The sequence below is a fragment of the Maribacter sp. 1_MG-2023 genome (assembly GCF_030547005.1).
Classification (GTDB): Bacteria; Bacteroidota; Bacteroidia; order Flavobacteriales; family Flavobacteriaceae; genus Maribacter.
Window position 1 is genome coordinate 178,887 of sequence record NZ_JAUOPN010000004.1, and the last position, 22,018, is coordinate 200,904.

18 protein-coding genes and 1 tRNA gene are annotated in these 22,018 nt (G+C 33.9%); 9 read left to right on the plus strand and 10 right to left on the minus strand.

The genetic code is table 11. The features are described 5' to 3' along the window. Window positions 1-84: 84 nt before the first annotated feature. The gene (locus Q4500_RS06825; RefSeq protein ID WP_299325412.1) at window positions 85-600 is read left to right on the plus strand and encodes an alpha-ketoglutarate decarboxylase; all 516 of its coding nucleotides are present in this window, start codon (window positions 85-87) and stop codon (window positions 598-600) included. 36 nt (window positions 601-636) lie between these two features. Further along, complete coding sequence (locus Q4500_RS06830) at window positions 637-1,740, plus strand: acyltransferase family protein (RefSeq protein WP_303598949.1); 1,104 nt, start codon at window positions 637-639, stop codon at window positions 1,738-1,740. Between the two features lie 7 nt (window positions 1,741-1,747). Here Q4500_RS06830 and Q4500_RS06835 read toward each other — a convergent pair whose 3' ends face one another. From Q4500_RS06835 to Q4500_RS06850, 4 genes are all read right to left on the minus strand, one after another. Next, on the minus strand, window positions 1,748-2,101 hold the full coding sequence (locus Q4500_RS06835) for a hypothetical protein (RefSeq protein ID WP_303598950.1): 354 nt from the start codon (window positions 2,099-2,101) through the stop codon (window positions 1,748-1,750). Window positions 2,102-2,149: 48 nt separating this feature from the next. After that, a complete protein-coding gene (locus Q4500_RS06840; protein WP_303598951.1) occupies window positions 2,150-3,421 on the minus strand; it encodes an amidohydrolase family protein in 1,272 nt (423 codons plus the stop codon). Window positions 3,422-3,497: 76 nt separating this feature from the next. Beyond that, complete coding sequence (gene galE / locus Q4500_RS06845; protein WP_303598952.1) at window positions 3,498-4,514, minus strand: UDP-glucose 4-epimerase GalE; 1,017 nt, start codon at window positions 4,512-4,514, stop codon at window positions 3,498-3,500. Between the two features lie 44 nt (window positions 4,515-4,558). Next, entirely contained in the window at window positions 4,559-5,713 is a 1,155-nt protein-coding gene (locus tag Q4500_RS06850; RefSeq protein ID WP_303598953.1) for a DegT/DnrJ/EryC1/StrS aminotransferase family protein, read from the minus strand. Between the two features lie 89 nt (window positions 5,714-5,802). Here Q4500_RS06850 and Q4500_RS06855 point away from each other — a divergent pair, with 89 nt between their 5' ends. Both Q4500_RS06855 and Q4500_RS06860 read left to right on the plus strand, forming a co-directional pair. Then, entirely contained in the window at window positions 5,803-7,050 is a 1,248-nt protein-coding gene (locus Q4500_RS06855) for a 3-deoxy-D-manno-octulosonic acid transferase (protein ID WP_303598954.1), read from the plus strand. A 181-nt stretch (window positions 7,051-7,231) separates the two neighbouring features. Continuing rightward, window positions 7,232-7,363: a hypothetical protein gene (locus Q4500_RS06860; protein WP_262987446.1), complete on the plus strand. Its 132-nt coding sequence runs from the start codon at window positions 7,232-7,234 to the stop codon at window positions 7,361-7,363. A gap of 542 nt (window positions 7,364-7,905) precedes the next feature. Here Q4500_RS06860 and Q4500_RS06865 read toward each other — a convergent pair. Together Q4500_RS06865 and Q4500_RS06870 are read right to left on the minus strand one after the other, a co-directional pair. After that, a complete protein-coding gene (locus tag Q4500_RS06865) occupies window positions 7,906-9,990 on the minus strand; it encodes a family 16 glycosylhydrolase (protein ID WP_303598955.1) in 2,085 nt (694 codons plus the stop codon). A 300-nt stretch (window positions 9,991-10,290) separates the two neighbouring features. Continuing rightward, window positions 10,291-13,095 (minus strand): LuxR C-terminal-related transcriptional regulator, encoded by a 2,805-nt coding sequence (locus Q4500_RS06870; protein WP_303598956.1) that lies wholly within the window; start codon window positions 13,093-13,095, stop codon window positions 10,291-10,293. Window positions 13,096-13,495: 400 nt separating this feature from the next. Here Q4500_RS06870 and Q4500_RS06875 point away from each other — a divergent pair, with 400 nt between their 5' ends. Beyond that, window positions 13,496-13,744 carry a hypothetical protein gene (locus Q4500_RS06875; protein WP_027065025.1) on the plus strand — a complete coding sequence of 83 codons (249 nt, stop codon included), beginning with the start codon at window positions 13,496-13,498 and terminating at the stop codon, window positions 13,742-13,744. A 71-nt stretch (window positions 13,745-13,815) separates the two neighbouring features. Here the strand turns inward: Q4500_RS06875 and Q4500_RS06880 are convergent, their stop codons facing one another. From Q4500_RS06880 to Q4500_RS06890, 3 genes are all read right to left on the minus strand, one after another. Further along, window positions 13,816-14,094, minus strand: a complete 279-nt coding sequence (locus Q4500_RS06880; protein ID WP_303599035.1) for a DUF427 domain-containing protein — start codon at window positions 14,092-14,094, stop codon at window positions 13,816-13,818. 24 nt (window positions 14,095-14,118) lie between these two features. Beyond that, window positions 14,119-15,327: a bifunctional alpha/beta hydrolase/OsmC family protein gene (locus tag Q4500_RS06885; RefSeq protein WP_303598957.1), complete on the minus strand. Its 1,209-nt coding sequence runs from the start codon at window positions 15,325-15,327 to the stop codon at window positions 14,119-14,121. 164 nt (window positions 15,328-15,491) lie between these two features. Further along, window positions 15,492-15,573: transfer RNA gene (locus Q4500_RS06890), tRNA-Leu, on the minus strand. Between the two features lie 128 nt (window positions 15,574-15,701). Here Q4500_RS06890 and Q4500_RS06895 point away from each other — a divergent pair. Next, a complete protein-coding gene (locus Q4500_RS06895; RefSeq protein WP_303598958.1) occupies window positions 15,702-17,093 on the plus strand; it encodes a dipeptidase in 1,392 nt (463 codons plus the stop codon). A 100-nt stretch (window positions 17,094-17,193) separates the two neighbouring features. On the opposite strand, the gene Q4500_RS06900 is transcribed toward Q4500_RS06895, so the two are convergent. Further along, window positions 17,194-17,772: an alkylphosphonate utilization protein gene (locus Q4500_RS06900; protein ID WP_303598959.1), complete on the minus strand. Its 579-nt coding sequence runs from the start codon at window positions 17,770-17,772 to the stop codon at window positions 17,194-17,196. 223 nt (window positions 17,773-17,995) lie between these two features. On the opposite strand from Q4500_RS06900, the gene Q4500_RS06905 reads away from it, so the two are divergent. The 3 genes from Q4500_RS06905 to Q4500_RS06915 all read left to right on the plus strand — a co-directional run bounded on the left by Q4500_RS06905 (window position 17,996) and on the right by Q4500_RS06915 (window position 22,013). Further along, window positions 17,996-18,361: a BlaI/MecI/CopY family transcriptional regulator gene (locus Q4500_RS06905; RefSeq protein WP_303598960.1), complete on the plus strand. Its 366-nt coding sequence runs from the start codon at window positions 17,996-17,998 to the stop codon at window positions 18,359-18,361. Between the two features lie 35 nt (window positions 18,362-18,396). Continuing rightward, the gene (locus Q4500_RS06910; protein ID WP_303598961.1) at window positions 18,397-20,793 is read left to right on the plus strand and encodes a M56 family metallopeptidase; all 2,397 of its coding nucleotides are present in this window, start codon (window positions 18,397-18,399) and stop codon (window positions 20,791-20,793) included. Between the two features lie 116 nt (window positions 20,794-20,909). Then, window positions 20,910-22,013, plus strand: coding sequence for a DUF4407 domain-containing protein (locus Q4500_RS06915; RefSeq protein WP_303598962.1), 1,104 nt, complete (start codon window positions 20,910-20,912; stop codon window positions 22,011-22,013). Window positions 22,014-22,018: the final 5 nt, after the last annotated feature.

Here is a 22,018-nt window from a genome sequence, read left to right on the forward strand (position 1 = left end):
AACAAAAATACAACAATTACAATATCTAACGATAGAATGGCCTGTATTATTGAAAAAAACGAAACTTTAAAACAAAATCATCATATGAGCTTAAAAAAATTAATTTTTATAGGGCTAGCAACATTAAATATCACTTTCTCTCTTGCTCAATCTTCAAAAACTAATGCTGATTTCTGGAATAACGTAAGATTTGGTGGAAGTATTGGCTTAGGTTTTACAAATAATGGATTTAATGGATCAATTGCACCAAGTGCTATTTATCAATTTAACGATCAATTTGCATCTGGTGCAAGCTTAAGCTTCAATTATGCAAAGTTCGATGAAGATAAATTACTGGCTTATGGCGGCAGTGTTCTCTCACTATATAATCCAATTCCACAAATACAGCTTTCTGCAGAGTTTGAACAATTACGTATAAATAGAACTATAGCTACAACGACCATAGATATAGAAGACAACTATTGGCTTCCGGCTTTTTTTATTGGCGCAGGTTACAGCAACAGAAATGTAACATTTGGTATACGCTACGATTTACTATATGACGATAACAAAAGCATTTACGGTAATGCACTAATGCCATTTGTACGTGTTTATTTTTAATTAATCGTTATCTTTCATAAGACCAAACCAACCAATATGAATAAATTAAAGAACCGATATCTTTCATTGGATGTTTTTAGGGGGATGGATGTTGCGCTTATGATTATAGTGAACTCCCCCGGAAATGGAGACACTAGTTTCGGAATTTTAAAACATGCCGTTTGGAACGGATTTACACTTACGGATTTAGTCTTTCCTACTTTTTTGTTCGTTGTTGGTAATGCCATGAGTTTTAGTATGAAAAAATACGAAGCAGAAGGTAGTGGTGCATTTTTGAAAAAGGTATTTAAACGCTTTTCTATCATTTTTATACTAGGTTTTTTAATGTATTGGTTTCCATTTTTTGAAGATGGTGGTTTAAAACCGATTGCCGAAACCAGAATTTTCGGAGTATTACAGCGAATTGCACTATGCTACTTATTTGCATCAATTCTACTAAATTATTTTAAAACAAAATCTGTTTTGATTTTTAGCGCTTTGGCTTTAGTAGGGTATCATATTATACTGTTGGAATTCGGCGACTTATCATTGACAGGGAATGCAGTATTAAAACTTGACGAATTTCTTATTGGCGCAAACCATATGTACCATGGTAATGGCGGCGTTGCTTTTGACCCCGAAGGATTACTAAGCACCTTACCTGCCATAGTAAATGTTATTGCAGGGTACTTTACCGGGAAATTCATTCAAAAGAGTGGTCAAAATTTTGAAACGATCGCCAAACTTATTATGGCTGCTGGTCTTTTAATTATCGTAGGATTTGCCTGGGATTTAATATTCCCATTCAACAAAAAATTATGGTCCAGCTCTTTTGTATTACTTACTAGCGGAATAGACATATTTATCATAGCCGTTTTAATCTATCTATTAGATATGTCCAAACCCGGCAAATGGACCTACTTCTTCGAGGTCTTTGGTAGAAACACCCTATTCATCTACCTATTATCAGAATTATTCATTATCAGCTTAGCAGAGATATCTATAAATGGTACAAACGCTTATAACTGGATAGCAGATAATATTTTCATCGCCACAGCTGGTGATTATTTCGGCTCGCTGTTATTTGCTTTATGGATAATGTTTACCTGCTGGCTTGTTGGTTATATTATGGATAAGAAAGGAGTATACATAAAAGTATAAAGAAACATTATTGATATCGATTACAATACCACACCTTTTTATACTCCCGCTTTAAAATCAATAATGTGACCTGATCTGCTACATCTACAGTATCGGTAATTTCAATATTATGAAATGCACTTTCTGGAATATCCATGATGTACATTAAGTTTAGATATTCAGCAAAATGCTCCATCATTAAGTAATATACCTTCTCACGAATAAGCGCTATAAAATCAGAATGACCTAATATTTCAGGTATTTGCAACGGAATATTGGCAAGAACAAAATCCTTCTCTACCTGATGCTTCAATTTTTCAAAAAGAGAATCACCAATAGCAACTTGCATTAATTGCTCACTATTTTCAACATTCAACTTCATGTCACACCTACATTCTTTACTCCATCTAACAGAAAGTAATCTAAAAGATTATTGCTTATACACAACACCCTCTTTCATAACAAAAATAACATCCGTTAATGTTTCTACATTATCTAACGGGTTTTCATTTACAGCAACTATATCGGCTAAATAACCTTCTTTGATTTGACCTAATTCTTTTTCGCCTAAAAGCATTGCATTTGTAATTGTAGCTGAACGTAACGCTTCTATGATAGGCATACCTGCTTTGTTCATGTAGATAAATTCTTTAGCATTATCTCCATGAGGAGAAACTCCAGAGTCAGTACCAAAAGCGATGCTCACCCCTTTTTTATACGCTTTTGCAAAAGTTGCATTCAATTTAGGACCAATCTCCAAAGCTTTCTTAGCTACAACAGGTGGTAAGTAGTTTGGTATTTTTGCCAACCTAGCCGCTTCTTGACCTGCAGATATCGTAGGTACCATATAGGTATTATACTTAATCATTAATTCCATCGTTTCCTCTGACATCAAGGTACCATGCTCAATAGTTTTAATTCCTCCTAAAATTGCTCTTTGCATACCTTCATCACCATGCGCGTGAGCCGCTGTAAGCATACCGTAATCTTTAGCTGTTTCTGTAATTGCTTTTATTTCTTCAATAGTAAACTGAGGGTTCTGACCGTTTTTAGCAACACTTAAAACACCACCAGTTGCAGTTATCTTAATTACATCTGCACCATCTTTATAACGTTGGCGAACCGCTTTTCTGCCATCTGCGGGTGAATTGACTACACCTTCTTTTGGTCCCGGATCACCCATTAATTCATTACTTCTACCGTTAGTTGGATCTGCATGACCACCCGTGGTAGCAAGTGCTTTACCTGCTGTAAAAATACGTGGACCAACAACAGTACCTTTGTTAATTGCATTCTTCAAGGCAATATTCACTCCTGACCCACCTAAATCACGTACGGTTGTAAACCCGGCCATTAATGTTCTTTTTGCATATACGGTAGATTCAAATGCTACATCAGCTTCATTCATGGTAAAAGCCTCTAAATATCTTGACGGACTAGACTCACTTTCAATGTGCACATGCATATCTATAAAACCTGGTAAAATGGTCTTAGACTTTAAATCTACCACCTGATCTTGATCACCGCCAGCTACAAAACCATTTTTAATTTCTATAATCTTGTTACCTGAAATAACAATTGTTTTCTCAGACAAGATTTTACCCGATTCAACATCTACAATTTTACCGCATTGAAGATATGAGTCTTGTGCAGTTGCGCCTGTAAATACCAGTAAAACTAAAAGAAATAATAATTTTTTCATAAGAGGTGGTCTTTAAATTAAATAAGGGGAAATATAGCTATATTTCCCCTTATTTATATTGTTAAACCTGAAAAAATCAGTCACGTATTTTCTGTTCCCAGATCCACGCATAATTCATAGCTTCCTCTAAAGTATATTCTGCTTTCCATCCTAAAACTTTATTTGCTTTAGTGGTATCTGCATAAGCACTGGTAATATCACCTGGTCTTCTATCAACTATTTTATAGTTCAATTTTCGTCCAGATACTTTTTCAAAACTTTTTATCGCCTCTAATACCGAACTACCTGTTCCGGTACCTACATTAAAAACTTCAAAATTAGATTCGTTTTTTTCGTTCATCAAACGTTCTAATGCAACCACATGGGCTTTAGCCAAATCTACCACATAAATATAATCTCTTATACATGTGCCATCTGGCGTAGGGTAATCATCTCCAAAAACGGATAACTGATCCCTTAATCCAATACCAGTTTGCGTAATAAAAGGTACTAAGTTTTGAGGAACACCTATTGGTAATTCACCAATCTCTCCACTTGGGTGTGCTCCCATTGGGTTAAAATAACGTAATGCAATTGCATTTAAACTAGGAGTAACTTTACAGGTATCTGCAATAATCTCTTCGCCCATTTGCTTTGTATTACCATATGGCGATTCTGCAACCTTAACTGGTGCATCTTCTGTAATCGGCATTTTATCTGCCTGACCATAAACCGTACAAGAAGAGCTAAAAATAAAACTAGCCTTGTTCTTTTTACAAAGTTCTTTTAATATGTAAACTAACGTACCAATATTGTTTTCATAATACAACAATGGTTTCTCTACACTTTCCCCTACTGCTTTAGAGGCAGCAAAATGGATAACGCCAGCAACATCTTGATATCGTTGAAAAAAGTTTTCAACTTTATGTTTTTCTTTTAAATCTAACTTTTCATAAAGCGGCTTTTTACCTGTGATAGCTTTAATACCATCAAGTACATTTTCATCAGAGTTAGAGCAATCATCTATAATGACCACTTCGAACCCTTTATTTTGAAGCTCCACTACTGTGTGAGAACCGATAAAACCTAATCCGCCTGTTACTAATACTTTCATTTATAATGCTGTTTGAACGTTATCAAATTTAAAAAACTACACCACTACCCGTTTACAAATCCGATAATTAACTCAGTTATGTAGTTAATCTGTTCTTCATCTAATTCTGTATGCATAGGCAAAGACAGTACTTCTGTCACCAATTGATTCGTCACAGGAAAATCTTTTTCCTTATAACGATCATCTAGATAAGCTTTCTGCTTATGTAACGGAATTGGGTAATAGACACCAAATGGAACTTCATTTTCAGCTAAAAATTGCCCTAGTTCATCTCTTTTACCATTTGTAATTCTCAAAGTGTATTGATGAAAAACGTGACAATCGCACACATCGCAAATTCCCTCACAATTATTTACCGTTACTGGCGTAATAATATGTTCTTGACCCTCAAATGCTTTTGAATACGCACGAGCGGCATTTCTTCTTGCATCGCAATAACCATCTAGCTTAGGTAATTTAGCTCTCAATACTGCGGCTTGTATAGAATCTAACCTTGAATTAACACCAACTACATCATGGTGGTAACGTTCGTACATACCATGATTAACAATACCTCTTAAGGTATGAGCCAATTCATCATCATTGGTGAAAATTGCTCCACCATCTCCATAACACCCTAAATTTTTAGAAGGAAAGAAGGATGTTGCACCTACATTACCCATGCTTCCTGCCATGTGCTTTGAACCATCTTTTGAAAGATATTTAGCTCCTATTGCCTGAGCATTATCTTCAATAACGAACAAATCATGTTTTTTCGCCAAATCAAGAATAGCATCCATATTGGCACATTGACCAAATAAATGAACAGGAACTATAGCCTTCGTTTTTGGCGTTATTGCTTTTTCTATAGCTTCTATATTTATATTGAACGTATCTGGATAAACATCTACCAAAACCGGAGTCAGTTGTAACAATGCAATGACCTCTACTGTTGCAGCAAAAGTAAAATCTGCAGTAATAACCTCATCGCCAGGTTTCAAACCTAAACCCATCATTGCAATCTGCAAAGCATCAGTACCATTGGCACATGGTATTACATGCTTAACCTGAAGATAATCTTCTAGCTCCTTCTGAAAAGCATGAACCTCTGGCCCGTTTATAAATGCCGACGTTTCTAAAATTTGAGTTATAGAAGTATTGACTTGATCTTTAATTTCTTGGTATTGACCACCTAGGTCTACCATTTGTATCTTTTTCATCTGTTATAATTACATGAAGTGACACAAAAATACGAAACAGACGACACTAATTTTATGGAAGAAACGTAATTTAGCCTAAAAGCATCTGTTTGAACTTTATCTATAATCTTCTTGTCATTAGTGCATCTACCATTTTAAAGGTATTGGCATTGGTGAATTCAAAACTATCGCTATTTGTAAAGGGCAGAAAAGAAACAATTTCTCTAATTAATCAATCTATCTCAAAAGAAGCCAGGGTTATTTGGATTCATGCAGCATCTTTAGGAGAGTACGAACAAGGTTTACCTGTTATTGAACAATTAAAAATTCATCATCCTACACATAAAATAGTACTTACTTTTTTTTCTCCCTCAGGATACGAAGTAAAAAAGAATAGCAAAATAGCCGATGTTATTTGCTACCTACCTATGGATACAAAGCGGAAAGTAAAATCCTTTTTGACAGCCGCACACCCAGATATCGCCATTTTTATTAAATATGAAATATGGCCCAACTACTTAAATGCCTTAAAAAAAGCTGATACTCCAACCTATTTAATTTCAGCATTATTTAAAGAAAATCAAATTTATTTTAAGTGGTATGGTGGTTTTATGCGCAACGCATTAAATAACTTCTCGCAGTTTTTTGTGCAAAACGAAAAATCGAAATCATTATTAAATTCCGTTGGATACACTAATATAACCATTGCCGGAGATACTCGTTTTGATAGAGTAAGTGAAATAGTAGAACGTGACAACAAATTAGATTTCATGACCCGCTTTAAAAATGATAAGTACTGCTTTGTAGCAGGAAGCACATGGGCAGAAGACGAAAAAATCATCATAGATTACATTAATAACAACATACACCCAATCAAGTTTGTTATAGCTCCGCACACCATTAAAGACAATCATATTGAAGAGATTATAGCAGCTATTGACAAAAAAGTAATACGCTATACAGAAATGAAGAATGCACCTTTAGCTGAATATGATGTAATCGTTATTGACACCATAGGTATTTTGAACAAAGTATATAGCTATGCCAACATCGCATATGTAGGTGGCGGTTTTGCTACAGGGTTACACAACACATTAGAACCAGCTGTCTTCGGTATCCCGGTTATTATAGGTCCACAGTTTGATGGATTTGCCGAGGCAGAAGAATTGGTACAATTAGGAGGTGTCATTTCTATAAAGAACGATAATGAATTTCAAGAGCATGCAGATAAGTGCTTTGAAGATAATAACTACAGGTCAAAAACCGGTCGTATAAACACAGGCTACATCAAAGAAAAAGCTGGTGCCACCGAACGTATTGTTTCTGAATTAAATGCAGTTTTAACATCGAATAATTAAATTATATTCAATTAACTACCCCCAATATTATTTAACAAACCATTTTCATAACTACTAGTTATTGTATAGAAAACATACTTTACACAGATACTTTCTATACGTTAATCGATTTTACCCTCCTATTTAACAGCACTTTAGGTTAGATCTACCATATTGAAAGCAGAACAATAGAACAATGATTATGGAACAAGAACTAACTTCAGGAGTTAAAATACTCAATGGAATTCTTAAATTAATGGTAACCTGCTTGGTGATAATACTTTTATCGGTACCCTTGGCAGGAATTGCAGATTGGTTAAATCTAATTAAATAGATGCTACCATCACATTACCGGCAAATGCTACAATATGTAGTGAAAGTTTATAGCGTGTTGTATTTCAGATATCGACAAGATACCTTTTTCAAGGTTGAAATGCACATTTCAAAAACCTTAAACCACTAAAAAGTAGGATTATACAGCTAATCATGAGAATTTTACAACATTTTATATGGAATTGTTGCTTAATTCAGCTAACTTTAGTAATGTAACTTTAAAGTAGGTAATGTTATGAACAATTTATCATTTAAAACCGGAGTAGAAACTTATCTATCCGTGCTCGTAATTGCAATGCATGCATTTTTAGCTGTAGTTGTAGTAGGAGCTTTTTTAGCCCTTTTGGGGATTGTCTAATCTTTTAAAACCAAACCCTTATTGAAAAAAAATTACTTTATAAAAAATGCCCCTTACTCAAGGGGCATTTTTTATATGATCAATTCATGTAATATTTAATCTTATAATTCTTCTAAAATTATTAAAGAAAAACAAAAGGGCTGTTGATTTAGAAATCAACAGCCCTTTATATAAACCAAATGTTATTATTGATAAACTCTTACATAATCTACTTCCATAGTATCTTCTGTAAAAGCCGCATCGATAGTACCACCTAGTGTACCGCCCATAGCGACATTCATTATTAAAAAGAAATCAGCATTGAATGGTGTTGTAGCATTGTTCACAAAACTGTTATGTACTAACTGATCATCTACAACAAACTTAATACTATCAGGCGTCCACTCTACAGTATAATTATGAAACTCAGAAGTTGCATTTTCCACTGGCGTAGATCCTACTACGGCATTACCTGCAGAATTACCAGGATAATGTAATGCACTACTAATAGTATTGTTATTATTACCAACATGTTCCATAATATCTATCTCTCCAGCCGTAGGCCAACCAACTTCATCAAAATTAGCACCTAAAGCCCATAATGCAGGCCAAGTACCACCAGCTGATGGAAGTTTAGCTCTTATCTCAACTCTACCGTAAGTAAACTCGAATAAGTTTTCAGATTTAATACGACCCGAAGTGATTCCGCCAGAAGGAGAAACACCAAAATCAAAAAACAAGACAACTCGGTCATAAGTACCAACAGGAACACCAGTGAAATCAAATGTTAGTGTTTCCCAGGCATTTGCAACAGTTGAATTTACACTTACCTCAACATTCTCATCAGCATTAGCTTGATTCTCAAGTTTCAAAATTATATTGGCTCCAGCTGCAGGCGACCATGTTTTTAAACTAATACTAGGATATGCAACAAGATCAACCGGTGCAGACAAATCAAAGAAAGAACCTGCCCATGTCTCAGCACCTAAAGCTTTAGTAGATTCTGCAACATTAGCACTAGTATTCTCTCCCGTAGGATCCGGATTTGCAATAACTGCAGTACCAACACCACCAAAACCAGTAAAAACAGGGGCCGCACCTTCAAAATCTTCTAAAGTTTGCGTAGCACCACTTCCATCGACTAATGTCATTTCATCAAAATAGTGAACAGCTGCTTCTCCCTCACCAGCTATAGCGGTAATTTTTAAAACACCGTCTTCAACTTTAACGTTTTCAGCTGCATCTGTATATGTTTGAGCCTCACCATTACCCCAGCCACCTGCGCCAAGGTCATAACCCCAATTGGCAGCATTTGGTGCACCATCAACATCAAACTCATCTGACCAAACTAAATTGGTATAAATGGTTTCAAGACTTTCGTCTCCACCATCAACAGCAACATCAGAAGTAAATTTATGATACCACGCTAAATCAGCATTCTCCGTATCATATGTTCTTACATATAAGAAATCCTCGCTTATAGATAGTATTTCATATACAGAAGAACCTACATAGTACCCCATGAAACCTCCATCAGAAAATGTCATTTGTATTCCAGTTGTCTCACCCTCTGGAACATTTCCTTCTACTTCAGAAAGCTGAACTGCTTTTTCACCTGAAGTATCAAAATCATAACAAAAATCAATATCCTCACCTCCGCCAACAACAGCTTTATGACCTACATTAAAATATGTTTGACCTTTATTATCTAATGTGTAAACTAAACCGCCATTCGCATTTACTGAAAATGTAAGTTCATCATCACAAAGACAATCAGAATCTTCCGTTCCACATTTTTCAAATGCAGCAGCGGAATACCATTTAGGATACCACCAATCGCCATCAATACCTTCTCTAGCAGGTCCAAGTCCTAAGTGACCCTGCTGAGATGCCGCTAAAAACCAAGTTTTTGAGCTATCGTTAGTTAAAAAAGTTACCGTTTCAGTATCGGTAAAAGCTAATGAAACAGAAACCTCTAAAGTCTCAGATATCTTTTTACCTTCAGATGAACCCGCAGTAATAGTTACAGTATATATATTATCACCTATTTCTTCATAGGTTTTTGAAGTTGCCCCAGAAGTTTCCAGAGCACTTGTGCCATCACCAAAATCATAATGATAATAATTAGCATTTGTTGCTGATGCTGTAAAGTCGAATACACCTTCGCCCATGTTCTGAGCACTAACCGTAAGATTAGAAGGTGTAACCGATTCTGGAATATCAATGTCATCACCATCGCAGCTCATCATTACTGCAAATACCGACACCATGATGTACTTTAATTTTTTCATAGTTAATTTTTTGAGTTAATTATTTGATTTACAATTTATCTAAACATACCACCAACTAACTATGTAGTGTTATAATACAGATAATCGCTTATGCAATTTACATTAAGCAATTATCGAATTGTAAATTTTTACCCCTACAAAAAACATACAATATAAAATTAATAGTAAAAAATAGAGATTATGATAATAAAAAGCAGTGAATTATCCACTTGGAAGCGGAAATAAAATACCTAGTACAATTATTATAAATAAGACAATGTTGTGGTAATGTTGTGGTAGTTTAAAGTTTTGTAGGGGAGATTATAAACTGATGATATAGTCTGTTAAACCAGTTTCACGTGGAAGATTCATTTTTTTACGCAGGCGGTATCGTTTCACCTCAACACTTCTGACCGATATATTCAAAAGAGGTGCAATTTCTTTAGAAGACAGGTTTAGTCTTAAGTATGCGCACAACCTTAAATCATTAGCAGATAGCTCAGAATGCTTCTCTTTCACCTTTTTCAAGAAATCTTTATCTGCATTATTAAATGCACTTTCAAAAAATTTCCAATCATCTTCATTATTAATATTTCTATCAATAGTTTTAATAACAGATTTCACCTTTGGGTTATCAGTGCTACTTTTCAATTGATCTTTAATAGAGCTTAAAAACTCATTCTTCTTAATAATACTCATTGTAGATATTGCCAACTCTCTATTCTTACTGTCAACAAGCTCTTGTAATTGATCATTTTTTATTTGAACTATCTTCTTCTGGTTTTTTAATTTCTTACGTTTTATTCGTTTGTTATTAGCTTTTATAAGTTGATTTTGCTGTTTTTTGTAATAGTTCTTATAATTTCTGTGAATTAGAAAAGAGATAAAAGCTGCTAGTATGACATAACATAAAATAGCCCAATATGACACATACCACGGTCTTAGAATTTTAAAGCTATAACCAACTGTATTAATTGACATGCTATTACCCACTTTGGCCCTCACCTTAAATTCATAAGACCCATACGGTAGATTATCAAAGGAAGTATTGGGCATAAGTGACCAAGCACTCCATTCTTCATTTAAACCTTTTAATTTGTTTTGATAATACACCTCTGTATATCTGTCAAACTCTGTCACATTATAACTAAAACTTACGTTATTTTCTGAATACTCTAACTCTTCATTGTCTTGAAGAGAAATATCAATTTTAGGGACCTCATTAGACCTTCCAGAAACAGAATTTATCATTATTTGATAATCACTCTGCTTAACTTCACTTAAATCTAAAGTGACATAACCGTTAGAAATACCTATCAAATAAAGATCTTTTTCTATATGCACAATAGATTCAAAACCTAAGATTCCCATACTACGCCTAAAAAAATTTGGAATTGAAATTTTAACCGTTTGTGGTTCTTTGCTTAAATATCCATTAGAAACAGTTATTATATTATCATTCGTAAAACCCCATAACCTTTCGAAATTGTTAGTCGACTGAATTATCCCGATTATACGCTCATCAGCATTAAAAAATTTACTTGTAAGTACTGAATCTATTAAAAATTCATGTTGATTTATATTGTATTTAAAAACACCGTTAATAGTACTATAAAGAATATCACCTTTATATCTAACCAAGCTAGAACCATTACCTTTAGATTCCCTACTGTCTAGTTTTACAACCTTCTTATATTCGGGGTTAATTTGCAAGTCAAAAATACCTTTATAATCATGATTAACCAGTAAATGATTTTCTCCTACGAACTCAAAAAATCTACTGGAACTATCAAAACCCTCAATAGTATTACGATACTTCCATTTATCATCTATTTGCTCAAGTACACTTAAACCCTTATAATTACCTTGAATAAGCAATTTTTGTTTATTTTCTATACTTTGAATATCCCATGTACCTGAAACTTCTGAAATTTTCGTCGCAATATCATCCGTTATAACAAAAGTTCCATTGTGATGACCACAAAATAATGTACCATTAATTTCTTTTAGCAACCAAACTTGACCTTGGGTACCTTCAATAAGTTTAAAATCATTTATTTCTTTATGATTTTTATAAAACAATCCTTGATTTGTACCTAAATATAAAAAATTGCCTTTTTTCCTAGCAGTATAAACAACACCTAAAGCCCCTACATGGTCAATATATTCTTTAAAGGGTGAGTCTAAATTGATAACGCTAACTCCATTATCCAACCCAAGCCACAGGTTATTATCTTTATCTTGAAATAACGACAATACTGTATTATTGTTAAGACCTTTTTCTTGATTAATTTGTTTTATAATATTACCATTTACATCTAATTGAAATATACCTTTTGAGATTGTACCCAAGACATAAGACCCATCATTTAAACGTAAAGCACTATATATCTTACTCAGATATAAATCTGTCTCTACAGGCAATTTCCATTCAACTAGAACATTATTTTCTAGATAAAAGAATTCTGCCTGTTCTGTAATGATTAGTATTCTATTATCTACCAGAAATGCACCAACTATATTAGTCTGCTTAAGAATTAAGTCATCAGACACTAAAATAGGCTCTCCATTTTCTAATGTAAATAAGCCTTCACCCATCTTTTGAAAAAATATTTTATTACCTAATTCAAATATTTTAGGGCTATTACTTTTGGCATCCAAAATTTCAAATGTTGCCTTATTAATATTGTAGATATAAATTCTATCTAATGATTGAAACAAAACCCAGTCTTTGAAATGCGATATATTCCAAAAATCTTCATCTTCAATAAGCGGTATTTTCAACTGGTCAGAAATAGAAGTGTAGATCAAAACGCCAAATTGATTGCGTACCCAATACCCAAATTGCATATAACTGCCTGTAAACACCTTTTCATCTAAAACCATAACAGATTTTACGGGAGTGCCATAAGGTACTTGGTACAAGTTCCAGGTATTTCCATTAAACTCTAACAATCCATTATTGTTTGCAACATACATTGTCTGGTCATTAGATTGGGCAATAGACCAGTTCTGGTTACCAGCATTATATTCAATAGGAGTGTAATTTTGAATTGGCGGAAGCTCTTGACCCAAGACACACATGGCAAAAAGAAAAATCAAACTATATAAAGATTTCAATATCATTTAAGCGAAAATCAAAATTTATTGCATTTAAATATAAGGTATTTATAACGAGAGAAGAACTGAAAACCGCTGTATATTGAATTAAAAAAAACATGAAAATATGACTTGCTAGGTTTTTTTAATTCATAAAACTAAGTATTGAGAAAGTCTAAAATACATCCATTCAAAATAATATTTAACAATCTAATATTTATAGTCATTTTTTATTTACCTCGGTCTTGATCTTGATAGAAATAGTAATTGAATTTTCCGTTTAAAAACAAATAGAATACCGCTGATGTTAATTTTAACAAAGTATTATTTTTAAATAATCTAAATACATACTACTGAAAAACAGCTATTTAAATTGCTTCTAAAGTTCTTTGAACCTAATTTTAAATTGAATCTAAAAAAGAAGATTATGTCGATAAGATTAGGGAATAGTTGCGTTAACTGTGATAACTTAGTAGAAGGGAATACTTGTAAAGTTCATGGTGTAAAAGTTGGAAATAGCTATACGTGTGATAGTTTTGAAATGAAAGCCGCTTTGAAGGACGATACTAATTGTGTAACCTGTATAAGATTTGAGTCAAGCGATTGTGCTAACCCACAAAAAGCTGCCCCAGGTATGTCCTGTAGCCATTGGGCACCACAAAACGCTACAGCTTAATAAATTTTAAAATTTCGTGCTAAAAAAGGGTCAGCTTTTGGCTGACCCTTTAATAATCTATAACTAATACTCTATTTCACTTCAACACCTTTCCAAAAAGCAACATAACCTTTAATACCTTTTGCTAATTCAGAAACTTCTGGATAATACCATGCCGCATCTTTATTTACTTCACCGTCTACTTCTAGATCGTAATAAGATGCAATGCCTTTCCAAGGGCACATACTATGAGTTTCTGTACTTTTAAAAAACTCTTTTTTAATATCGTTCGGCGGAAAATAATGATTTCCTTCAATTACAACAGTTGCATCACTTTCTGCAATCACCTTATTATTCCAAATTGCTTGTATCATAGTTTTAATTCTTAAATCATATTATTTTAATTCTGTCATAATCAAAGCGCCTTTAGAAAGCGTTTTATGTACAGGACATTTATCTGCTATTTCTAACAACCTTTGTCGTTGCCTTTCATCTAAATTTCCGAATATTTCTATTTCTCTTTTAAAAGTATCAATTTTTTTTCCTTCAGAAGAAACATTTTCTGAATCTGGCGCATGATCTTTGCCATGATCTACATGCACAATTAACTTTTGTAAATCCCATTTTTTACGGGTCGCATACATTCTTAAGGTCATTGCCGTACAAGCTCCTAAACCAGAAGCCAAATAGTCATAGGGTGATGGTCCAAAATCATTACCTCCAAAATCTATTGGCTCATCAGCTATTAACAAATGATTACCCGAAACAATTTCAGAGGTAAACCCTTCATTACCGATACTTACTGCCACTTGATGAGAAGTTTTTAAAATATCTTTCTTCGGAATATTTAAATAACGTTCTGCCCAACCAGATATTACATTACCAACATAAGTAGAATCTGCACTATTCATTAATAAATGGTCTGCCTTATCAATTGATACAAAACTTTTTGGGTGATGCGCATAGCTGTATAATTCTTTCGCATTTTCAATACCTACTATGGTATCTTGTGGCGAATGAATAACCAAAAAAGGTTTTCCCATGTTCTTAAGCACAGACTCCATAGGTTTTGACTCAATATCATCTATAAAATCTTTATTAATGGTAAAATCTCTACCACCAATATTCACCTTTGCTTTTCCGTTCGCATTAATCTCCGCTACACTTGATTTGAATAAATGCTGCACATGCGAAGGAGAAGATGGCGCCCCAACAGTTGCTACAGCCAATACCGATTCTAATTGCGAAGCGGCAAAAATTACTGCGGCACCACCTAATGAATGCCCCACCAACAAAGAAGGAGCCTTATAATTATCTTCCAAAAATTTAGCTGCCTGTATTAGATCAGAAACATTAGATGAAAAATTGGTTTCTTCAAAATCACCTTCACTATCACCTAAACCCGTAAAATCAAAGCGTAGTACCGCAATACCTTTATTTACTAATGCCCTTGAAATATTACGAACTGCAGAAAAGTTTTTATTACAGGTAAAACAATGCGCAAAAATTGCATAACTGTGCGCTTCTTGATTAGAAGGTAACTCTAAACGTGCCGCCAATTGTTTGCTTTGAGAATTTGTGAACGATACTTTTTCGAAGCCCATATTATATTATTTCTATACTGTTAGCATTACCATTGCATTAGAAGTAAATAATAATGAAAACTTACAAGGGTAAGAAATAATGGGCGTGATATTTAGTAAAGTCAAGGGTTGATTAAATCTAGCGCATAAAAAAACCTCTTGATTTCTCAAGAGGCTTCTCGTTGTACAGGCGGAGAGACTCGAACTCTCACACCGCAAGGCACTAGATCCTAAGTCTAGCGTGTCTACCAATTCCACCACGCCTGCATACTTTCCTAAATCACGATATGTGATTATCGGGGTGCAAATATAACGCAAAAAATCAATTCTCTAAATTTTAGCTATTTAAAAATTACGCTTTTTGTACTTTTATCGAAAGTCATATAAAATAGTACATGAAAAACGTAAAGAATTATCTATCGGAAAATAAGGACCGATTTTTAAATGAGCTTATCGAACTACTTAAGATTCCGTCTGTTAGCGCAGACCCTGCCTTTTCTCAAGATGTGTTAGATACTGCCAAAACAGTTAAAACCAGATTAGAAGAAGCAGGTTGTGATATTGTTGAAATTCATGAAACAGCCGGTTACCCAATCGTATATGGTGAAAAATTCATAAATAAAGATCTACCAACGGTTCTAGTATATGGCCATTATGATGTACAACCGGCAGAACCATTGGAATTATGGACTTCCCCACCTTATGAGCCGGTAATTAAGAAAACGAAATTACACCCAGAAGGAGCCATATTTGCGCGTGGAGCATGTGATGACAAGGGTCAAATGTATATGCATGTAAAAGCATTGGAGTTGATGGTAAAAACTAATCAACTGCCATGTAATGTAAAATTTATGATTGAAGGTGAAGAAGAAGTTGGCAGTAATAATCTTGCCATCTACGTCGCTGAAAACAGAGAGAAGCTGGCAAACGATGTCATTTTAATATCGGATACAGGTATGATTGCCAATGATGTGCCGTCTATAACTACAGGTTTACGCGGTCTAAGTTATGTTGAAGTAGAGGTTACTGGTCCTAATCGTGATTTACATTCAGGATTATATGGCGGTGCCGTTGCCAACCCTATTAACATTCTAACTAAAATGATTGCCAGTCTACATGACGAAAATAATCATATTACAATACCAGGTTTTTATGATAAGGTAGAAGAACTTTCTGCTGATGAACGTGCAGAAATGGCAAAAGCACCTTTTAGCATTGAAAAATACCAAGAGGCTTTGGATATTGAATCTGTTTACGGTGAAAAAGGATATTCTACCAACGAACGTAATTCTATAAGACCCACATTAGATGTTAATGGTATTTGGGGCGGATATACTGGCGAAGGCGCAAAAACTGTTATTGCGAGTAAGGCATTCGCAAAAATATCTATGCGATTGGTTCCTAATCAAGATTGGAAAGAAATTACCGATTTGTTTAAAACACATTTCGAAGCTATTGCTCCAAAAGGTGTGAAGGTGGTTGTAAAACCTCATCATGGCGGACAAGGATATGTAACTCCTATCGATACCATTGCTTACCAAGCAGCCTCAAAAGCTTATGAAACTACATTCGGCAAAAAACCGATTCCGCAACGTAGTGGAGGTAGTATTCCTATTGTTTCTCTTTTTGAAAAAGAACTACAGAGTAAAACTATATTAATGGGATTTGGTCTGGATAGTGATGCCATCCACTCCCCTAACGAGCATTTCGGAGTATGGAACTATTTTAAAGGAATTGAAACCATCCCTTATTTCTATGAGTATTTTACAGAAATGACCAAGAAGTAGTTGACAGTTGAAAATAAATTAAAAAATAAACGTCTTTGCGAGCAAAGACGTTTATTTTTTTTGACAAATTAGATGTTGTTAAAGTTCCACGAACTAATAACTATATCTTCTTAACGTATTTGGTAATTATAACGGTCATTGTTGGTCCTACTTTACCTTCAATATACTCTGCATTTTCGCGATCTAAAGAAATTCTTCGAACTGCAGTACCTTGCTTGGCAACTTGGCTTGATCCTTTTATTTTCAAATCTTTAACCAAAACAACACTATCTCCGTTTTCTAAAATTACTCCGTTTACATCACGGTGAATAATCTTATCAGCTTCTGCTAAACCTTCGCCTGTAGCTTTTGCCCAGTCTAAAGCTTCTGGCTCTAAATAAATCATGTCTAATAAATCTTTAGGCCAACCTTCAGATTTTAATCTAGATAGCATTCTCCAAGCCACAACTTTCACAGAATCATATTCGCTCCACATGCTATCATTTAAACAACGCCAGTGGTTTGCATCCATTTGTTCTGGATCTTCAATTTGAGTTCGGCATGTTTCGCATGCTAAAATACTAGAATCGACTCCGCTAATAGAAACAGGCTCTACTTCAAAAACTTCTAAATTATTGGTTCCTGTACATAACTCACAAGTGGAGCCACTACGTGCTTCCAAATCATCTAATACACTCATTATTCATTATTTTTATAATACAAATTTACATCTTTTAAGCGGGTCAATTGGACCTTTCCCCAAAGAATTGGGGTCGGGCTATACATTACAAGTACGCTTTGCTAAAAAGCAAATGCGGGCTTTTCATTACTATCCCTAAGGCAACAAAAACAAAATTACTCTACACTTGTAGAATTAAAATATTTGCTCTATGTTTGTAGAACATACTCTAAACTTGTAGAAAATGAAACTATCCAAATCGGAAGAAGAATTAATGAATATTCTATGGAAGCAAAAAAAAGCGTTCATGAAAGATCTACTCGATGCCTACCCAGAACCAAAACCGGCTACAACAACTGTTGCCACTTTATTAAAAAGAATGGCCGACAAAAAGTTTATTGATTATAAAAGCTTTGGTAGAAGTCGAGAATACTTTCCGTTGGTAAAAAAGAAAGATTATTTCTCTAAGCACGTTAACGGACTCATTAAAAACTTTTTCAATGATAGCGCTAGTCAGTTCGCATCATTTTTTACTCAAGAAACTAATTTAAGTAAAGCTGAGTTAGAAGAATTGAAAAAATTAATAGATGTTGAAATAGAAAAGAAGTAATCATGGTAATCTATCTTTTAAAATCCGCCGCATGTATGAGCATATTTTTGCTCTTCTATAAACTCCTTTTGGAGAAAGAAAGCATGCACCATTTTAAAAGATACTTTCTATTAACCACCGTTATCGCTTCTTTTATAATACCTCAAATTGTTTTTACAGAATATGTTGAAATTGAACCCACCACTGCAGTAACTCAAGTTATCACCATAAATGAACCCCAAAATATACAACCAGTAGTTCAGGCTATTGAAAAATCGCCCATGAATTGGTCTTTAATTTTATGGACTATCTACGGACTAGGAGTTGCAGGATTCGCATTGCGTTTTTTTATGAACCTCTATAAAATCTGGAAACGTATTCATAACAATCCAAAAACGAAACATAGTGATATCTATAGAATACTATTAAAGGAACAACTGCCGCCACATACTTTTTTAAAGCACATATTTCTAAACAAACAAAAATTTGAGACCAAAAGCATACCAGATTCCGTAATAAAACATGAAGAAACCCATGCTTTACAATGGCATAGTTTAGATATTCTTTTTCTTGAAGTATTGCAAGTTGTATTCTGGTTCAATCCGTTAATCTATGCTTTTAAAAAAACCATTAAACTAAATCATGAATTTTTAGCAGATAGTGCTGTACTTAATGGTCAAGAAGACCACTTAAATTATCAAAACACTTTATTGTCGTACTTATCAAACGACAGCTTTAACACCCATCAATCAGTTGGTATTGCAAATGCCATAAATTATTCATCAATCAAAAAACGATTCATCATCATGAAAAAACAAACATCAAAAAAAGGAATTGCAATCCGAAGTCTATTGTTGCTACCTGTATTGGCTTTAATGCTTTATGGTTTCAGTCAAAAAAATGTAATAGCTCAAAACACTATTAAAGACATTAATATAGAAATTACAAAAAGTGGAAGTTTATTAATAAATAACGAGCCAGTAGGTTTAGAAAAACTAGCTGAAAAAGCACTTAACATAAATCAAAATATTGACACATATATATTTAAAAATTACATAACTGCACATATTTTATATGATGAAAATCAATATAAAATGATAGATCAAGTACAATCAGAACTTCAGTCAGTGGGAATTTTTAATATTGAACATTTTAGTAAAAGGACAACTGGAATTTTTAATCAAAATGGATTTGCTTCAAGTGATTATGATGGAAAAACGATAGATGAAGCTAAAAAAATTCGTAGAAATAATGTACTTAACACTCATAAAACAGACGCTAATAATGAACCACTGTTAGAGATAGCTTGGATAGAAATTAAAAATGAAAATGAAATATGGTTTAATAACAATCAGATTGAACTTTCGCAGCTTTCAAATAGTGTAGCAATAGAATTTCCTTTAGCAGTAAAGAGTAATAAACTAGCTGCACAAATTTATTCCACTGAAATTATTGACTTGAACATAACAGATGCTATCTCAAAAGAGCTAAGAAAATTAAATACTAAAAGTATCACCATTTATTCTGATAAATATATCATACCGGCTGACGATTACCAAGAATATATAGAAATCACACCCAAAACAACTATTTTAAAGACTAACAATCTTATTTTACAAGAGAATGCTACAAAAGAACAAATATCCACCTACAATAATTTGGCAAAAAGTTATAACACCATGATATCCAAAGGTGGTAATATTCGCATCATGAAAGCTGATATTGATAATTTAAATTATATCTACGGATTAATGTCTGAGAAACAAAAAGTGAATGCAGAGCCATTCCCAGATTTTCCAGAACCGCCACCTGTACCAAAAGCGCCAAAAGCTCCGAATACCGCTGATTATGCAGATGCTGAAATTGAAAGGATTATTGCAACCCAAGACACATACGACGGTGAATTAATGCTACATAAATCGAATAATTTACCACATAATAACACTGCCTACATTAACATTGATGAAGAGCTAAAATATGATGATAAGAAAACTGAAAACACTAGAGTATATATTTATAACTCAACTAGCACCAAAACTAACAATCCTGATTTAATAAAATATTTACGTGAACTTGAAAAACAAGATGCACAATTCTATTTTGAAAGTAAAAAAATATCTTCAATAGAGGCATTTGCAATTGTAGACAGAGAAAAAGACATTAAAATTCAAACCCTTCCTTATGCTAACAAACAACCAGAAGTTAGAATTTACAAGAAAAGTAATACAGACCTAATTCCGCCACCTCCATCGCCTCCTACTCCGTCTTCCCCATTAGATTATGCTATTAGTATGGCAAAAAAAGGAGCAGCATTCTTCTACAAAGGCAAAAAAGTCTCGTCTGATAAAGCCATTGACCTATTAAAGAAAAACAAAAAGTTAAACATAGAATCTAGAGCGAAAAATGGCAAAGCAGAAGTAAGAATTACCAAAGAACCTGTAACAATAAGATAACCACAACGTCAAACATATGTTAAAGCCCTCTTTTCGAGGGCTTTTTGCGTACCAAAAATGAAATAATTACGTTCACCCAGTATACATCATCATCAATCAAAAACAAATCATTAATCATGATACAAGACTTCTTTATTCTCTGCTCAGGGGCAGATGCCGATCTTTTAAAAACCTGCTCTAAAGGTGAGCAAAACAAATATGCAGGTATTGGCGCTACCGTATTTTTTACAGCTGCAATGGCTTTTATTGCTAGTAGCTATGCATTATTCACGGTTTTCGATAATGTTTATTCCGCAGTATTCTTCGGTTTCATTTGGGGATTATTAATATTCAATTTAGATCGTTTTATAGTTGCTACCATTAAAAAGAGAAACAATTTTGGTCAAGAATTTTTACAAGCTACTCCGCGTATCATTCTCGCAGTTATAATTGCCATAGTAATTTCAAAACCCTTGGAAATGAAAATTTTCGAGAAAGAAATAAATCAAGTGTTGTTGGAGAAAAAGAATGAACTTACACTTGCCAATAAAGAACAACTCGCGTTGCAATACACCCCAAAGGTTGAGCAATTGAATCAAGATATTGCTGCATTAAAAAGTGAAGTTTCAATAAAGGAAACAGAGACGGATGCACTATATGATATTTACATCAATGAAGCAGAAGGTACTGCCGGAACCAAACTGCTAGGTAAAGGTCCCGTTTATGCCGAAAAGCGAGATAAGCATGATGCTGCACTTGCAGAATTACAGGCACTAAAAACTACAAATAATGAAAAAGTATCGGCAATAGAATCTCAAATAGCAGCATTAGATACAGAATATGCCAAAGTAGTTAAAAATTCACAGCCCATAATAGATGGTTTCGACGGATTAATGGCTAGAATTACCGCTTTAGACGAATTACCTTGGCTACCTTCATTCTTTATTTTTCTATTGTTCTTGGCTATTGAGACTTCACCAATTATAGCTAAGCTACTTGCCCCTAAAGGAGAATATGATATTAAATTAGAAGAGGAAGAAAGCGTGCTTTCTACTTGGGTTGAACAAAAACTGGCGCAACGAAAACTCATTACTTCAACAGATAGTGAAATCAATCAGAAAATATATGAAGATTTAAAAGGTGAAGAAGAATTGTACGGCTATAAAAAGAAAAAAGCAGAAGAACTACTTCGTCTACAAGCAGACAGTTTTCATAAAATTCAAACTAAAGGTTTAAAATAAAAAAA